This window comes from Aeromonas sp. S15(2024), assembly GCF_041402265.1.
GTDB classification, from domain to species: Bacteria; Pseudomonadota; Gammaproteobacteria; order Enterobacterales; family Aeromonadaceae; genus Aeromonas; species Aeromonas dhakensis.
Genome location: NZ_JBGLQY010000014.1, coordinates 23,801 through 40,198 on the forward strand (window position 1 = coordinate 23,801; position 16,398 = coordinate 40,198).

Below are 16,398 nucleotides of genomic sequence, written 5' to 3' on the forward strand. Positions count from 1 at the left end.
GACCCTATTCGGGCTGGATATGTTTGAATTCCAGCAGATGACGTTCGCCTTCCAGCTCCGGCACCACCAGTTGATGGGAGGCGACCAGACGGATGTTGGCGGGCAACTGGGCCAGCTCCTGCTCGGGATACTGTCCCTTGAGCGCGAGGAAACTGCCCTGGGCCGACGGCAGATGGTGACACCAGCCCAGCATGTCCTCCAGTGAGGCGAAGGCCCGGCTCAGCACGCCGTCAAATCCCACCTCGGGCTGATACTCCTCGACCCGGGATTTGACGGGAGTCACGTTGGTCAAGCCCAGCTCCAGGATCACCTGGCGGATGAAGTTGATCCGCTTGCCCAGACTGTCCAGCAGCACGAACTGCTTGTCCGGATTGATGATCGCCAGCGGCAGTCCGGGCAGACCCGGGCCAGTGCCCACATCGATGAAGCGCTCACCGTGCAGGTGCCGGCTCACCACCAGGCTGTCGAGGATGTGCTTGACCAGCATGGCGTCCGGATCTCGTACCGAGGTGAGATTGTAAGCCTTGTTCCACTTGTGCAGCAACTCGACAAGCCGAACCAACTGGTTCTTTTGGGTCTCGGTGATAACAATTCCGGCCTGCATGAGCAGGCCGTTCAATCTTTCCAGCATGTTTTGCAACGGTAGGATCCTCAGGCGGTTTTACGCAGCAGGCCGTGTTTTTTCAGATGAACCAGCAGGATGGAGATGGCCGCCGGGGTGATGCCGGAGATGCGGGACGCCTGACCTATGGTCTGCGGCTTGGCATCGTTGAGCTTGGCGATCACCTCGTTGGAGAGGCCGTTGACGTCGCGGTAGTTCATGTCCAGCGGCAGCAGGGTGTTCTCGTTGCGCAGCTGCTTCTCCACCTCGTCGTGCTGGCGTTCGATGTAGCCGGCGTACTTGATCTGGATCTCCACCTGATCGGCGGCGGCCGAATCGCTCAGCGCAGGCCCGACCCCCTCGATGGCCATCAGCGCATCGTAGGTCACCTCGGGGCGACGCAGCAGCTCTTCCAGGCTCTGCTCGCGGGTCAGCGGGGTGTTGACCAGGGCGTTGACCGCCTCCAGCGACGGATGTTGCGGGTGGATCCAGGTCGAGCGCATGCGCTGCCGCTCCTGCTCCACCTGTTCCATCTTGGCGTTGAACTTGCTCCAGCGCTCGTCATCCACCAGGCCCAGCTCGCGGCCGATGGCGGTCAGGCGCAGATCGGCGTTGTCTTCCCGCAGCAGCAGGCGATATTCGGCACGGCTGGTGAACATGCGGTAGGGTTCGCGGGTTCCCAGGGTGGAGAGATCGTCCATCATCACGCCGATGTAGGCCTGATCCCGGCGCGGATGCCAGGGATCCTTGCCCTGCGCACGCAAGGCGGCGTTCAGACCGGCCAGCAGGCCCTGGGCTGCCGCCTCTTCATAGCCGGTGGTGCCGTTGATCTGGCCGGCGAAGAACAGGTTGCCGATGCACTTGCTCTCCATGTTGGCCTTGAGATCCCGCGGATCGAAGAAATCGTACTCGATGGCATAACCCGGGCGGGTGATATGCGCATTCTCGAAGCCGCGCACGGAGCGGACGATCTGTACCTGCACGTCGAACGGCAGGCTGGTTGAGATCCCGTTCGGGTAGAGTTCGTGGGTGGTCAGGCCTTCCGGCTCGACGAAAATCTGGTGCGCCGTCTTGTCGGCAAAACGGGTGATCTTGTCCTCGATCGATGGGCAGTAGCGCGGACCAATCCCCTCTATCACCCCGGCGTACATGGGGCTGCGATCCAGGTTGTTGCGGATCACCTCGTGGGTGCGCTCGTTGGTATGGGTAACGTAGCAGGGCACCTGACGCGGATGCTGGCTGGCATCGCCGATGAAGGAGAAGACCGGACGGGGATCGTCACCGTGCTGGGCCTGCATCACCGAGAAATCGACGCTGCGGGCATCGATGCGGGGCGGCGTACCTGTCTTGAGGCGATCGATGCGCAGCGGCAGTTCCCGCAGGCGCTGGGCGAGGGCGATCGAGGGAGGATCCCCGGCGCGGCCGCCCTTGTAGTTTTCCATGCCGATGTGGATCAGGCCGTTGAGGAAGGTACCCACGGTCAGCACGACCGTCTTGCCGCTGATGCGGATCCCGCTCTGGGTGACCACGCCGGCAACCCGATCCCCGTCCATGATGAGATCGTCACAGGCCTGCTGGAAGATCTTCAGGTTGGGGTAGTTCTCCAGCATCTGGCGCACGACTGCCTTGTAAAGCAGACGATCCGCCTGGGCGCGAGTGGCGCGAACCGCCGGGCCCTTGGAGGAGTTGAGGGTACGGAACTGGATCCCGCCAAGATCGATGGCACGCGCCATGATCCCGCCGAGAGCGTCAACTTCCTTGACCAGGTGTCCCTTGCCGATCCCGCCGATCGCTGGGTTGCAGGACATGTGTCCCAGCGTATCGATATTGTGGGTCAGCAACAGGGTATTGAGGCCCATCCGGGCTGCCGCTGTTGCCGCTTCGGTTCCTGCATGACCGCCACCGACGACGATCACATCAAATTGTTCATGGTATTGCATTGGGGATCACCTTGATCTGCACGCCTGAAGATCTTTGTTTGCCTGTGCTCGAGGGCGGAACATTCTATCTGTTTAGCGTCCTGAGGGGAACGTCTACTTAACGTTCAGTATGGAGGGAGGATCCACTAAATAGATCTTAAGGATCTTTAGATCGATCTTTTATTGGATCTTTTATTAGGATCCGCCGCTTCTGTTGATAAGCACTTTTTGATCATAAAGATCATCGTCTTAAGAGCGATCTCTGGTTGTGGAAAAGCTTGGATCCTGGCCCCGTGAACTGGGGGATAATAAGGGTTTTTATGCACAGACACCCTTTGGTTTAGATCTAATACATGGATAACTATAGGTTTTACAGAGTTTCACACAGGAGTTATTCACAATTTCTCGGGGCATTCTAGGGGAACCCTTGGAACAACTTCTCCGGATCCACCTGTTAATAACCTGGTGGATAGCGATCTGGGGATAAGCGGGGAGATCGAGCCGTTCATGCCGGATCTCCCGCTCCCGGTTCAGGCGATCAGGGCCAACCAGTCCCGGATCCAGATTTCGGCCGCATCTTCCGGGATCTCGTGCCGGGTTACGTCGATGTCGAGACGATCCCCAATCCGGCTGGCGCCGCACTCGGCCAGCAGTCGATCCAGCGTCTTGCCACCCTGGCAGAAGGTGTCATAACTGCTGTCTCCCAGCGCGATCACCCCGTATTTCCAGCCATCAAGATCCGGACGCTGCTCGGCAAGATCCTTGGCGAAAGGCTGCAGATTGTCGGGCACATCGCCAGCACCGTGGGTGGAGGTGACTACCAGCACTATGGCCTCCGGCTCGGCAAGCACCCTGGCCAGGCTGGCAGGGTTGTGGATCTCGGTTTGGTGGCCCGCTTGTTCCAGCAGGCCAGCGACGTGGTCCGCGACATATTCAGAGGCGCCCAGCATGGAGCCGACGACGAGATTGAGTTTGGCCATGGAATGGATCCTGATTTCAGACGAAGCAAGAGAAAGCCGGATTCTACCGCCAAAGGGTGTGGATAAATATGGATAAAGCTTGGGGATAATGGATCCTCGCTGCTTTTGTACGGAAAAAAGGGATCCACGCCCGCCGATCCAGCCCAGTCTTGCGATCGTGTCGAAAAGGGGCCGTTTCCTCCTCTTGTGTGTTCTCCGCTCGGCTCCTGATTCGTAAAGTAACAATGCAGATGCAAATGATTAGCAATTATTGAATCGATTCGATCATGGCTCCTGTAGTAGCATGTCGCTGCTTTATTCGCCTGAGGAACCGGGCTACCGGCATGACCGGCTACCAATAATAAGAAATCAGAAACAACTCATTGATATTTGAGACACTTACTATGATTGCGCAAAAAAACACCCCCATCGCAGCGATGCGAAAGAGAGGGGCACAGCAACTGCTGCCGCTCTCCTGCCTGTTGGCCAGCCTGCCCGTGCTGGCGGCCGAACAACCGAAAGAACTGCCCAAAGCCAGCGAGACCATGGTGGTCACCGGCACCGCCATGAAGGTGGAAGTGCCCATGGCCGAGACGCCTCGCGCCGTCTCCGTGGTCAACCGCGAGGAGCTGGATCAGCGTGCCGTGCAGCAGCTTGACGAGTCCCTGCGCTACCGTTCCGGCGTGCTCACCGGTCTCTATGGCTCCGACAACAATACCGACTGGTTCAAGGTGCGCGGCTTCGATGTCGCCTCCTATCTGGATGGCAGCCGTTTGCTCAGGATGAATGGTTATTACGTCTGGACGCCGGAGCCGTTCGGCCTGGAGAGCGTGGAAGTGCTGAAAGGCCCGGCCTCGATCCTCTACGGCGAGGCGCCTCCCGGCGGCGTGATCAATGCCATCAGCAAGCGGCCGACCGCCACCCCGCAGGGATTGCTGGATCTGCAGCTGGGCAGCCGGGATCACCGCCAGATCGGGGTGGATGTCTCCGATGCACTGACCGACAACAGCCGCTACCGCATGGTTGCTCTTTATAAGGAGCGTGACGGCGTGCTGGACGGCACTTACAACGATCGCGTCTATCTGGCGCCGAGCGTGACCTTCGATCTCTCGGATCGCACCAGCCTGACCCTGCTGGCCAGCTTCCTGCACGACGAAGGGGTGCCGACCAACGGCTTCTTCCCGGTTTACGGCACCCTCAATACCAGCGGTGGCCAGATCGATCCCAGCATCAACCTGAGCCAGCCGGATTACGATAGCAACCGCAACACCCAGCTCTCCACCGGTTACGAGCTGACCCACCAGCTCAACCAGACCTGGGAGTTCAAGCAGAATGTCCGCTTCAACTACAACGATCTGCTGCTGCGCCAGACCTATATATATCCTTGGGCTGCTTGGCCTGCGACACCCGATGAAAATATGCCGGTTCGTGGCCGTGGCATGATCTATCGGGATGGCAACACCAAGAGCGCCACCATGGACAACCAGGTGGTGGGCTACTGGAACACCGACAGCACAGAACAGACCCTGCTGCTGGGGGTGGATCTGCAGCGCCATGTCAACGAGGGGATGGAAGCTGATCAGTGGATGGGAACCATAAATACCCAGCACCCAGATTACAGCGGCTTCCCCGGTTTTGATGAGTCCACTGCCACCCACCAGAAGAGCACCAAGGGCCAGAGCGGCCTCTATGCCCAGCACCAGATCCGCTGGGACGATCGCTGGTTGCTGACCGGCGGCGGTCGCTTCGACTACGTGGAGACCCACAACATCAGCGAAGCCAAGGGCAAGAACGAGAAGCAGTATGATCACGAACTCTCCCTCTCCGGCAGCCTGATGTACCTGGCCGACAATGGTCTCTCTCCTTATGTTGCCTACGCCGAGTCGTTCGAGGTGCTGCCGGGGATTGACCCCAACACCAGCGAATCCTACAAGCCGCTCAAGGGCACCCTGTACGAGACCGGCGTCAAGTACGCGCCGAGCTTCCTCGATGGCTACATCAACCTGGCCCTGTTCGATCTGGAGCAGACCAACTCGCTGGTCTCCACCGGTTCCGGCCAGCAGACCCAGGCGGGCGAACTGACCTCCCGGGGTGTCGAGCTGGAAGGGAGCGTGCAGGCCACCGAGGTGCTGCGTCTGACCGCGGCCTACACCTATACCGATGCCAAGACCAACGACACCGGCAAGGGCGATCGCCGTGCCAGCCTGATCCCGCGCCACCAAGCCTCCTTCTGGGGCAACTACAAGGTGCTGCAGGGTCCGGTCTCTGGTCTCGAGCTGGGGAGTGGCGTGCGCTACGTCGGCTCCAGCGTCGGCATCGGTGCCGTGAATGCGGATTACACCCCCATCTATGGTTCGGCCCAGGTGCCAGCCCATACCGTGTGGGATGCGATGATCGGGTATGACTTTGCCAAGAACTGGCGGGCTCAGCTCAACGTCAACAACCTGCTGGGTGATACCTACGTGGCCAGCTGCGACTACTACTGCTACTACGGCGAGCCGCGCAGCGTAGTGGGCAGCATCAACTACCGCTGGTAATCGAAGTGGGGCGGGAACCGGGTTCCCGCCCTTCTTTTCACCTGCAGTTGCTCTGATCTCTCTGGAATACCGGTCCGTTATGGAACTCTTTTCTCTGGTTTATCGCCAATATCGTTGGCCCTTCATCGCCATTACCCTGCTCAGCCTGCTCAGTGCCGTCAGCGGGATTGGTGTCATTGCCTTTATCAATCAGTCTCTCGTCGAATCCGTCGGCGATCCGCTGCCGGTGCTCGGTCAGCTGATCGGCCTCATCTTATTGCTGCTGGTGATCACGCTCGGCTCTCAGCTGGCGCTGACCACCCTCGGCCATCATTTCGTCTACCGGCTGCGCGGCCGCCTGCTCAAGCAGTTGCTGGATACCGATGTCGCCCGCCTGCGCCAGATTGGCCAGGGGCCGCTGCTGGCCTCCCTTTCCAGCGACATCGGCCAGATCACCATCGCCTTCGTGCGCCTGCCCGAGCTGGTGCAGGGGCTGGTGCTCACCCTGGGGTCGGCCCTCTATCTCGGCTGGCTGTCGCCGGCCCTGCTCGGCGTCACCACCCTCTGGGTCACTTTTACTATGGTGGTGGGTTGGCTGCTGGTGAACCGGGTCTATCGCCATCTCTCCCACATGCGTCAGGCCGAGGATCGGCTCTATCAGAACTATCAGGCCATCATCGCCGGCAGCAAGGAGCTGGCGCTCAACCGCGAGCGGGCCCACTTCGTCTACCACCAGCTTTATCAGCAGAATGCGCAGGACTATCGGGAGCAGATCATTCGCGCCGACACCTATCATCTGAGCGCGGTGAACTGGTCGAATATCATGATGCTGGGGGCCATTGGCCTGGTCTTCTTCCTGGCCAACGGGCTGGGCTGGGCCGACACCCAGGTGGCCGCCACCTTCGCTCTGACCCTGCTGTTCTTGCGTACCCCCTTGCTGCAGGGCATTGGCGCGCTGCCGACCCTGCTCTCCGCCCAGGTGGCGTTCGACAAGATTGCAGCCCTCAATCTGGCCGCACCGGACGCCGACTTCCCGCTGCCGTCCGCGCCCCGCGCCTGGCAGCGCATCGAGCTGGAGCAGGTGAGCTTTCACTATCAGGGGGAGGGCGGCTTTGCCGTCGGCCCTATCGATCTGGTCATCGAAAAGGGGGAGCAGATCTTCATCATCGGTGGCAACGGCTCCGGCAAGTCGACCCTGGCCATGCTGCTGACCGGCCTCTATCAGCCGGTAGCGGGCCGGATCCTGCTGGATGGGGAGCCGATCACCGATCGCAACGCCTATCTGGCGCTGTTCTCCGCCATCTTCACCGACTATCACCTGTTCCAGCACCTGCTGGGGCCGGAACCCAAGGATGGGCTGGTGGCCGAGTGGCTGGAGCGGCTGCAGATGGGCAGCAAGCTCGCCATCGAAGATGGCTTCATCGCCGATATCGACCTCTCCCAGGGACAGCGCAAGCGAGTCGCTCTGCTGCTGGCGCTGGCCGAGCAGCGCGAGGTGATGCTGTTCGACGAGTGGGCTGCGGATCAGGATCCCCAGTTCCGCCGCATCTTCTATCAGCTGTTGCTGCCGCGCCTGAAGCAGATGGGCAAGACGGTGATCGCCATCAGCCACGACGATCTCTACTTCTCCCAGGCCGACCGGCTGCTGGAGATGCGCCAGGGCCGGCTCAGCGAGCTGACCGGCGAGCGGCGCGAGCAGGTGAGCCGCGATGCCGTCGCCCATCTGGATTGTGACTTGAATGCAGAGGTGCCGGTTTGAACCCGGCCAACAGGAACCGCTTATGTTTGAGATGAAATCCGCCAGCTTCGCGGTCAATGACCGCACGCTGCTGCACCCCACCGATCTCTGTTTCGAGCAGGGCAAGGTCTATGGCCTCATCGGCCACAACGGTTCGGGCAAATCCACCCTGCTCAAGCTGCTGGCACGCCAGCAGCCGCTCAGTGACGGCGAGATCCGGTTCGATGACAAGCCGCTACCGGCGTGGGGGGCGCGCGACTTCGCCCGTCAGGTGGCCTATCTGCCCCAGCATCTGCCGAGCGCCGAAAACCTGCTCGGGCGGGAGCTGGTGGAGATGGGCCGCTACCCCTGGCGCGGCCTGCTGGGCCGGATGGGGGCGGAGGATCACCGCCAGGTCGAACGGGCCATCGCGCTGACCCATACCGAACGCTTCGCCGACCGGCTGGTGGACACGCTGTCCGGCGGCGAGCGGGGGCGGGTGTGGCTGGCCATGCTGCTGGCCCAGGAGAGCCGTTTCATCCTGCTGGACGAGCCGCTGGCCGCGCTGGACGTAGCTCATCAGGTAGAGGTGCTCACGCTCGTCAAGCAGTTGAGCCGCCAGCTCAAGCTCGGGGTCATCATCGTCATTCACGACATCAACATGGCCTCCCGCTTCTGCGATCGGCTGGTGGCGCTGCACTCCGGCCGCCTGCTGACCCACGGCGAACCCGAGCAGATCATGACCGGCGAGACCCTGCACGCCATCTATGGCATCCCGATGGAGGTCATTCGCCACCCGGCCCATGACCACGCCATCGCCATCGTTTAGATAAGGCTTGTTATCTCGATGCTCTTATTCAAGAAAGTTGGCTGGTTCTGCTGCCTCTTGGCTCCGCTTATGTTGCAGGCCGAGCCAGCGATGCCTGCCGCTGCAGACCTCCCTCAAGCCGATGCGGTGAAGTCGGTACCCCGCATCGCCACCGTCGACTGGACCATAGCCGAAACCCTGCTGGCACTCGGGGTGACGCCGCTGGCGGTGGGGGATGTCGGTTCCTACCGCGCCTGGGTCGGTGAACCGCTGCTGCCGGCTGCCGTGGTGGATATCGGCCAGCGCGCCCAGCCCAACCGGGAGCTGCTGGCCGAGCTCAAACCCGATCGCATCCTCATCTCGCCGCTGGCGGCCCCGCTGGCGCCGACCCTCTCCCGCATCGCGCTGGTACAATCCATCGCGCTCTACGAGCCGGATGCCGATCTGTGGCAGCGGCTGCACGAGGCGACCCTGACCATAGCCGCGCTGGTGGACAAAACCGCCGAGGCCGAGCAACTGCTGGCCAGGCTGGACCAGGATCTGGCGCAGATGCGGGCGGCGTTGCCTGCAGAGCTGCCGCCCCTGCTAGTGGTGCAGTTCATCGATGAGCGCCATGTGCGGGTATTTGGCCGCCACAGCCTGTTCGAGGCGGTGATGCAGCGGCTCGGCCTGCGCAATGGCTGGCAGGGGGAGACCAATGCCTGGGGCTTTGCCGTGGCCAGTCTGGAGCAGTTGATGGCGCTGCCGCAGGCGCGGCTGGTGGTGGTCGATCCGATCCCGGTCGGGGTGAGTGAGCGGCTGCAGGAGCCCGGTCTGTGGCAGCAGCTGCCACAGGTGAGGGCGGCGGCCGTGCTGCATCTGCCCGCGGTGTGGAGTTTTGGCGGCGTGCTGGCGGCGCGTCGCTTTGCCGTGCAGCTGAGTACTGCGCTGCAGCGGGATGGGCAAAGCGGGGAGGGGCTGTGATGAACCAGATTTTTCCATCGCCGCTGCGACTGCCTGTCAGCCTGTTGCTGGGATTGACGCTGGCGCTCGCCGGTTGGGAGCTGGCCGATCAATTGCCGGTGGCGCGTTGGCTGGCGACCCTGTTATCGCCAGATCTGACCGATGCCAGCCAGGTGGTAGTCCACTTCAGCTGGCTGCCGCGCCTTGCCGTCTGCCTGCTGGCCGGCGCCGCCCTCGGGCTGGCCGGCACCCTGATGCAGCAGGTGTTGCGCAACCCGCTGGCCTCGCCCACCACCCTGGGGGTAGCCTCCGGCGCCCAGCTGGCGCTGATGATGGTGACCCTGTTTGCTCCCTCCTGGCTGCTGCTGGGGCGGGAGTGGATCGCCATGGCCGGCGGCAGTCTCGCCATGGGGCTGGTGTTTGCTCTGGCCTGGCGTCGCCAGCTCGATCCGGTGGTCATCGTCTTTGCCGGGCTGGTGATCAACCTCTATCTGGCGGCCATCAGCATGGGGCTCCTGTTGTTCTTTCAGGAGGAGCTGAAAGGCTTGCTGGTGTGGGGCAGTGGCTCGCTGGTGCAGAACAGCTGGAGCGGGGTGAGTTACCTGCTGCCCCGTCTGCTGCTGGCTGGCGTGCTGGCCGCGGTGCTGGTGCGCCCGCTGGCGGTGCTGGAGCTGGATGATGCCAGTGCCCGCAGTCTGGGGGTCTCCCTTCAACACCTGCGTTTCGCCGGACTGGGGCTAGCGGTGTTCGTCACTGCCTGCGTGGTGAGCGTGGTGGGGCTGATCGGCTTCATCGGGTTGGCGGCGCCCGCCCTGGTGCGCTTGCTGGGGGTGAGAAAACTGGCCCTGCGACTGCTGTGGGCCCCGCTATTGGGCGCTCTGCTGCTGGCGGCCACCGATCTGTTGCTGCAATCCTTGAGCCGCAGCGGCTCTGTACTCATTCCGACCGGCGCCATGACGGCTCTGCTGGGGGCGCCGCTGTTGTTGTGGCTGATCCCGCGCCTGGGTATCAAGTCGGGCACACCAAAGGCGAATGCCGCCCTGCTGGTGGCCCGCCACCCGGCACCGGCTCGCCTTGTCGGCCTGATGTTGATGGGGCTGGTATTGGCGGTGATGGCCTCCCTGCTGTTTGGACAGGGGATTGACGGCTGGCACTGGCCTAGCTGGCTGCGCTGGCAGGCCCAGCTGGAGTGGCGGCTGCCGCGCACCCTGGCGGCCGGTGCGGCGGGCATGCTGCTGGCGCTGGCGGGCACCCTGCTGCAACGGGTCAGCAGCAACCCCATGGCGAGTCCCGAGCTGCTGGGGGTGAGTGGTGGCACCTTCATGGGGGTGATTGCCACGGCGCTGCTGCTACCCGCCCTGCCGCTGCCCATGATGCTGGCCGGCGGCCTGTTAGGTGCCTTCGGTTGTCTGCTGCTGTTGCTGCTGGTCAATCGCAGCCACGGCTTCCAGCCGGAGCGGCTGCTGCTCTCCGGCATCGCCATCACGGCGCTGTTCGAGCCGCTACAGGCCATCGCGCTGGCCAACGGTGACCTGCGGGTGCAGCAACTGCTCTCCTGGATGTCCGGCTCCACCTATTACGTCACCCTGCCGCTTGCCGGCGGGTTGGTCGTGCTGGCACTGACGCTGCTGGCAGCCTGCCTGCTGCTCAGCCGCTGGCTCGATCTGCTGCCGATGGGGCCGGCGGTGGCCGCCGCGCTCGGCATTCGGCTCAACCGGGCCCAGCTCGCCATCCTGCTGCTGGTGGCCGTGCTCACCGCCAGCGCGACCCTGGTGGTGGGGCCGCTCTCCTTCGTCGGCCTGCTGGCACCGCACATGGCCAAGCTGATGGGGCTGGTGCGGGCACGCTGGCATCTACTCGGTGCCGCCGTCTCCGGCGCCCTGCTGATGGTGTCGGCGGACTGGATCGGCCAGCAGATCCTGTTCCCGCAGGAGCTGCCGGTGGGGCTGGTCTCCACCTTGTTAGGGGGCGCTTACTTCATGTGGTGTCTGCGCCGCCTCTAGGTTGGTGGATGAAAAATGCACAAAAAAAGCCCGGGATGAACCCGGGCTTTTTATTGCCTGCCGTACGGCGTTATTTGCCGATGCAGAAGCTGGAGAAGATGCGGCCCAGCAGATCGTCGGAGCTGAACTCGCCGGTGATCTCACTGAGTGACTCCTGCGCGAGGCGCAGCTCTTCGGCCACCAGCTCGCCGGCCACGAACACCTCCAGCTGCTCCTTGGCTACCAGCAGCCGCTCGGCGGCACGCTCCAGAGCGTCCAGGTGGCGGCGGCGGGCCATGAAGCCCCCCTCGGTGTTGCCCTGGAAGCCCATGCAGGCTTTCAGATGCTCGCGCAGGGCGGGCAGTCCCAGCTCGGTCTTGGCGGAGATGCGGTAGACTGCATGGCCCTGCTCCTGACTCGGCGCCAGATCTTCGCCGGTCAGGTCGGCCTTGTTGCGAATGACGGTGAGGCCAATCTTTTTTGGCAACCGATCAACAAATTCCGGCCAGATCTCCCGCGGGTCGACCGCATCCGTGGTGGTGCCATCCACCATAAACAGCACCCGGTCGGCCTGTTCAATCTCGGCCCAGGCACGCTCGATGCCGATCTGCTCCACCTTGTCCTGGGTGTCGCGCAGGCCGGCGGTGTCGATGATGTGCAGCGGCATGCCATCCAGATGGATGTGCTCGCGCAGCACGTCGCGGGTGGTGCCGGCGATCTCGGTGACGATGGCGGACTCGCGGCCGGCCAGGGCGTTGAGCAGGCTCGATTTTCCGGCGTTGGGGCGACCGGCGATCACCACCTTCATCCCTTCCCGCAGCAGGGCGCCCTGCTTGGCCTCGCCGCGCACCGCATCCAGTTCGTCCATGATGGCGTAGAGATCCCCCGCCACCTTGCCGTCGGAGAGAAAGTCGATCTCCTCGTCCGGGAAGTCGATGGCGGCCTCCACATAGATACGCAGCCGGGTGAGACTCTCCACCAGTTGCTGGATCTTGCCGGAGAACTGCCCCTGCAGGGAGTGCATGGCACTGCGGGCCGCCTGCTCGCTGGAAGCCTCGATGAGGTCGGCGATGGCCTCGGCCTGGGCCAGATCCAGCTTGTCGTTCATGAAGGCGCGCTCGCTGAACTCGCCGGGGCGGGCTGGGCGCAGCCCCTTTATCTGCAGGATGCGGCGCACCAGCATGTCCATGATCACCGGGCCGCCGTGGCCCTGCAGCTCCAGCACGTCTTCGCCGGTGAAGCTGTTGGGGGCCTTGAACAGCAGGGCGATGCCCTGATCCAGCGGCTGGCCTTGCTCATCCCTGAACGGCAGATATTCGGCGTAACGCACCCGGGGGAGCTTGCCGAGCACTATCTCGGCGACCTGTTCGGCGGCGGGGCCGGAGACGCGGACTATGCCGACGCCGCCACGGCCGGGGGCGGTGGCCTGGGCCACGATGGTATCTGTAGTCATCTTGCTTGGCTCATTTGTTCGCTGATGGTTCACAGCAGTGGGGTCATTGTAATAAAAAAGGCGGCCCGAAGGCCGCCTCTTTTGTCATCCATCTTGCCATCGGGAGCGATTAGCTGCGGGTATGCAGGCCTTTCTTCTCCAGCTGACGATAGATGATGGTCTGCTGGGTAATGGAGATGACGTTGCTCACCAGCCAGTACAGGGTCAGACCTGCCGGGAACCAGAGGAACATGAAAGTGAAGATGATCGGCATGAACTGCATCACTTTCTGCTGCATCGGGTCGGTAATGGTGGTCGGGCTCATCTTCTGCAGATACCACATGGAGGCACCCATGAGGATCGGCAGCACGAAGAAGGGGTCCTTCACCGACAGGTCGGTGATCCACAGGGCGAACGGCGCGTGGCGCAGCTCGACGGACTCCATCAGTGCCCAGTAGAGGGCGATGAAGATCGGCATCTGTACCAGGATCGGCAGACAGCCACCCAGCGGGTTGACCTTCTCCTTCTTGTACAGCTCCATCATGCCCTGAGACATCTTCTGGCGATCGTCGCCGAAGCGCTCGCGCAGGGCGGCCAGCTTGGGCTGCAGCATGCGCATCTTGGCCATGGAGGTGTACTGGGCCTTGGTCAGCGGGAACATGACGCCGCGCACCAGCAGGGTCAGCATGATGATGGCCAGACCCCAGTTCTGGACGAAACCGTGGAACACGGTCAGCAGCCAGTGCAGCGGTTGGGCGATGAACCAGAGCCAGCCGTAGTCGACGGTCAGGTCGAGGTGGTTTGCCACCTTGGCCATCTGATCCTGCAGCTTGGGACCGACCCACAGCTTGCTGGTCACTTCGGCCTGCTGGCCGGCAGCGATGTCAACCAGCGGTGCCTTGTAGCCGATGATGGCCTGGTCTTTGCCAGGGATCACACGGCTGTAGAAGCTGTTGGTGTCGTCGGCATTCGGTGCCCAGGCGGAGACGAAGTAGTGTTGCAGCATGGCGACCCAACCACCCTTGGTGGTCTTGTTCAGGTCGGCATCCTTCATCTCGTCGAAGGTGTACTTCTTGTAGCGGGTATCTTCGCTGGAGAAGGCACCACCGCGGTAGGCGCTGGCCACCATGGCGTGACCCTGCTGGTCTTTCGGCGTGGCCACAGTCTGCTTCAGCTGACCGTAGAACTGCACCTGGACCGGCTCGGCAGACTTGTTGTCGATCTTGTAGTCGACGCCGACTGCGTAGTCACCACGCTTGAGGACGAACTCCTTGGTGAAGACCACGCCCTTGCTGTCGGTCCAGGTCATCGGGACGACGACTTGATCCTGACCGTCGGCCAGCTGGTAGCTGGTCTGGGCGGCTTCATAGGTGGGACGACCCTGGGGCTGGCTGTCCGGGCCATTGCGACCCACCAGACCGCTCTGGGCAACATAGAGGTGCTCAGGCTGACTGGTCAGCAGTACGAACGGTTGATCCTTGCCTTCTTCCAGCTTGTGGGCCAGCAGTTCGGCAGAGACGATGTCACCACCCTGGGTATCCAGGGTCAGCTTGAGCACGTCGGAGGTGACGGTGATCAGCTTGCGTGCGGTGTTCGCGTTGGCTTGCTCGGAAACCTGAGGAATATCACCGGTCTGACCGGCTTCAGGTACGAAATGTTCGGTTTGGGCCACGGTAGTTGGGGCCGGCTTCGGAGCCTTGTCGGACTCCCACTGTTGCCAGAGCAAAAAGCTCACGAACAGCAAACCGATCAGGATGAGATTGCGTTGTGATTCCATAGTCTTCAGTTTCTTCGCTTTGGTTGCGGAACCGGGTCATAACCACCCTCGGATAAGGGATGGCATTTTAATAGACGTTTGCTGGCTAACCAAACGCCTTTTATGAAACCGTGAAGTCGGATTGCTTCTATCGCAAATTGGGAACAAGTCGGGGTGAAACGGCAGCGCGGCCCGAGCAGAGGGCTAATGATTAGCTGATACAGGCGTATCAGTTTGACAGCTACCCATTGCAACGGCGTGACAGAGTGCGCCATAGCTTTTCCAGTAACTTGAACAGTTCCTCGTTATCCATCTCCTTCACACCGGCCTTGGCGATCACGACGATGTCGATAGCGGGCAGATTGGCTTGATTGAGGCGGAAACTTTCCCGAACCACCCGTTTTACACGGTTGCGCCAGACGGCACGCTTGAGTGCTTTTTTGGGCACGGCGAGACCAAGGCGAGGGTGTTCGAGCGAATTGGGAGAGGCGAGAAGTGTAATCTGCGGAGAAGCGGCCCGGACAGGCTCGGCGAAAACGCGTTTGAAGTGTTCGGGAGTTAACAGACGTAACTCCCGAGAAAAGGCGTGCTGGGTAGGCATTAGACTACCAGGCGGGCACGACCCTTGGCACGACGAGCGGCCAGAACTTTACGACCGTTGGCAGTTGCCATGCGGGCGCGGAAACCGTGAGAGCGCTTGCGCTTCAGGTTGGACGGTTGAAAAGTACGTTTCATGATTCGATTCCGTATTTCTGTACAGTTTTGATTGTCACACTTAGCCGACGCGCCAGCTATAGCGTGTGACGACTAGCAAAAGAGGCCGAATTCTAAACAGAGTTCGGCTTTTAGTCAATCCGCCGTTCCCTCCCATCCTGCCCAGACCTTGAAAAGGTCTTGGGCGAACGTGAGGATCCGAAGGATCAAGGGCTCCGGATTATACTGGCAACCCGGGGTTTAACAAGGATCCTCCAATAAAAAAGGCGGCAATGCCGCCAAAGAGAGAGCTATTTAAGCACTTTGCGCAGGAACTCCCGGGTGCGGGGATCCTGCGGATCGACCAATATCTGATCCGGCGGGCCCTGTTCCACGATCCGGCCCCCCTCCATGAAGATCACCCGATCGGCAACATCTCTAGCAAATTCAATCTCATGGGTCACCACTACCATGGTCTGGTGCTGGCGAGCCAGCTCCTTCATCAGACCCAGTACTTCGTCAACCCATTCGGGATCGAGGGCCGAGGTGGGTTCGTCAAACAGGATCACCTTGGAGTGAGCCGCCATGGCCCGGCCGATGCCGACCCGTTGCTGCTGACCGCCCGACAATGAGGCCGGATAGGCGTCCTGCTTGTCGGCGAGACCTATGTCCTTGAGGATGCCGAGGGCGGTGGCACGGGCCTCCGCCTTCGGCTGTTTCCAGACGGTGATCAGCCCCTCGGCAATGTTGTCCAGCGCCGTCTTGTTGGCAAACAGGGCGTAGTTCTGGAACACGAAGGAGGCGCGCTTGCGCAGCTCGATGGCCTGCTGCTCGCTGGCCTTGGCCAGGTTGAGCTGCAGATCGTCGATGGCTAGGGTGCCCGTATCGGGAGTCTCCAGCAGGTTGAGGCAGCGCAGCAAGGTGGACTTGCCGGTGCCGGAGGGGCCGATGATGACGACGATTTCCCCCTTTTTCACCTCCAGATCGATGCTGTTTAGCACCTGATTGCCGTCATATGCCTTGGAGAGGCCGGTTAGCTTGATCATGATGGCCCTCCTTTAAACAGGCGCAGA

14 protein-coding genes are annotated in these 16,398 nt (G+C 61.9%); 5 read left to right on the forward strand and 9 right to left on the reverse strand.

Features of this window, described 5'->3' with window-relative positions; translation table 11 throughout:
• Nucleotides 1-4 precede the first annotated feature (4 nt).
• From rsmG to mioC, 3 genes are all read right to left on the reverse strand, one after another.
• On the reverse strand, nucleotides 5-631 hold the full coding sequence (rsmG, locus tag ACB033_RS20335) for a 16S rRNA (guanine(527)-N(7))-methyltransferase RsmG (RefSeq protein WP_139725604.1): 627 nt from the start codon (nucleotides 629-631) through the stop codon (nucleotides 5-7).
• Between the two features lie 20 nt (nucleotides 632-651).
• Nucleotides 652-2,541 carry a tRNA uridine-5-carboxymethylaminomethyl(34) synthesis enzyme MnmG gene (gene mnmG / locus ACB033_RS20340; protein WP_017783543.1) on the reverse strand — a complete coding sequence of 630 codons (1,890 nt, stop codon included), beginning with the start codon at nucleotides 2,539-2,541 and terminating at the stop codon, nucleotides 652-654.
• Nucleotides 2,542-3,050: 509 nt separating this feature from the next.
• Nucleotides 3,051-3,500, reverse strand: a complete 450-nt coding sequence (gene mioC / locus ACB033_RS20345; RefSeq protein ID WP_043171123.1) for an FMN-binding protein MioC — start codon at nucleotides 3,498-3,500, stop codon at nucleotides 3,051-3,053.
• A 383-nt stretch (nucleotides 3,501-3,883) separates the two neighbouring features.
• Here mioC and ACB033_RS20350 point away from each other — a divergent pair, with 383 nt between their 5' ends.
• The 5 genes from ACB033_RS20350 to fhuB all read left to right on the forward strand — a co-directional run bounded on the left by ACB033_RS20350 (nucleotide 3,884) and on the right by fhuB (nucleotide 11,465).
• Nucleotides 3,884-6,016 carry a TonB-dependent siderophore receptor gene (locus ACB033_RS20350; protein WP_162519894.1) on the forward strand — a complete coding sequence of 711 codons (2,133 nt, stop codon included), beginning with the start codon at nucleotides 3,884-3,886 and terminating at the stop codon, nucleotides 6,014-6,016.
• A 79-nt stretch (nucleotides 6,017-6,095) separates the two neighbouring features.
• On the forward strand, nucleotides 6,096-7,754 hold the full coding sequence (locus ACB033_RS20355) for a multidrug ABC transporter permease/ATP-binding protein (RefSeq protein WP_139725602.1): 1,659 nt from the start codon (nucleotides 6,096-6,098) through the stop codon (nucleotides 7,752-7,754).
• 22 nt (nucleotides 7,755-7,776) lie between these two features.
• On the forward strand, nucleotides 7,777-8,541 hold the full coding sequence (locus ACB033_RS20360; RefSeq protein ID WP_005307174.1) for an ATP-binding cassette domain-containing protein: 765 nt from the start codon (nucleotides 7,777-7,779) through the stop codon (nucleotides 8,539-8,541).
• An 18-nt stretch (nucleotides 8,542-8,559) separates the two neighbouring features.
• Nucleotides 8,560-9,483, forward strand: a complete 924-nt coding sequence (locus tag ACB033_RS20365) for an ABC transporter substrate-binding protein (protein ID WP_139725601.1) — start codon at nucleotides 8,560-8,562, stop codon at nucleotides 9,481-9,483.
• Nucleotides 9,483-11,465 (forward strand): Fe(3+)-hydroxamate ABC transporter permease FhuB, encoded by a 1,983-nt coding sequence (gene fhuB / locus ACB033_RS20370; protein WP_139725600.1) that lies wholly within the window; start codon nucleotides 9,483-9,485, stop codon nucleotides 11,463-11,465. Before ACB033_RS20365 ends, fhuB begins: the two co-directional genes overlap by 1 nt.
• 70 nt (nucleotides 11,466-11,535) lie before the next feature.
• On the opposite strand, the gene mnmE is transcribed toward fhuB, so the two are convergent.
• From mnmE to ACB033_RS20400, 6 genes are all read right to left on the reverse strand, one after another.
• The gene (gene mnmE / locus ACB033_RS20375; protein ID WP_106553667.1) at nucleotides 11,536-12,897 is read right to left on the reverse strand and encodes a tRNA uridine-5-carboxymethylaminomethyl(34) synthesis GTPase MnmE; all 1,362 of its coding nucleotides are present in this window, start codon (nucleotides 12,895-12,897) and stop codon (nucleotides 11,536-11,538) included.
• A 109-nt stretch (nucleotides 12,898-13,006) separates the two neighbouring features.
• The gene (yidC, locus tag ACB033_RS20380; RefSeq protein ID WP_010635604.1) at nucleotides 13,007-14,653 is read right to left on the reverse strand and encodes a membrane protein insertase YidC; all 1,647 of its coding nucleotides are present in this window, start codon (nucleotides 14,651-14,653) and stop codon (nucleotides 13,007-13,009) included.
• A gap of 5 nt (nucleotides 14,654-14,658) precedes the next feature.
• Nucleotides 14,659-14,907 carry a membrane protein insertion efficiency factor YidD gene (gene yidD / locus ACB033_RS20385; RefSeq protein ID WP_010635605.1) on the reverse strand — a complete coding sequence of 83 codons (249 nt, stop codon included), beginning with the start codon at nucleotides 14,905-14,907 and terminating at the stop codon, nucleotides 14,659-14,661.
• Nucleotides 14,874-15,233 carry a ribonuclease P protein component gene (rnpA, locus tag ACB033_RS20390; RefSeq protein ID WP_005307159.1) on the reverse strand — a complete coding sequence of 120 codons (360 nt, stop codon included), beginning with the start codon at nucleotides 15,231-15,233 and terminating at the stop codon, nucleotides 14,874-14,876. The genes yidD and rnpA overlap by 34 nt, the downstream gene beginning before the upstream one ends.
• Nucleotides 15,233-15,367, reverse strand: coding sequence for a 50S ribosomal protein L34 (gene rpmH, locus ACB033_RS20395; RefSeq protein ID WP_005307156.1), 135 nt, complete (start codon nucleotides 15,365-15,367; stop codon nucleotides 15,233-15,235). Before rpmH ends, rnpA begins: the two co-directional genes overlap by 1 nt.
• Nucleotides 15,368-15,636: 269 nt before the next feature.
• On the reverse strand, nucleotides 15,637-16,371 hold the full coding sequence (locus ACB033_RS20400; protein ID WP_005307149.1) for an amino acid ABC transporter ATP-binding protein: 735 nt from the start codon (nucleotides 16,369-16,371) through the stop codon (nucleotides 15,637-15,639).
• Nucleotides 16,372-16,398 lie beyond the last annotated feature (27 nt).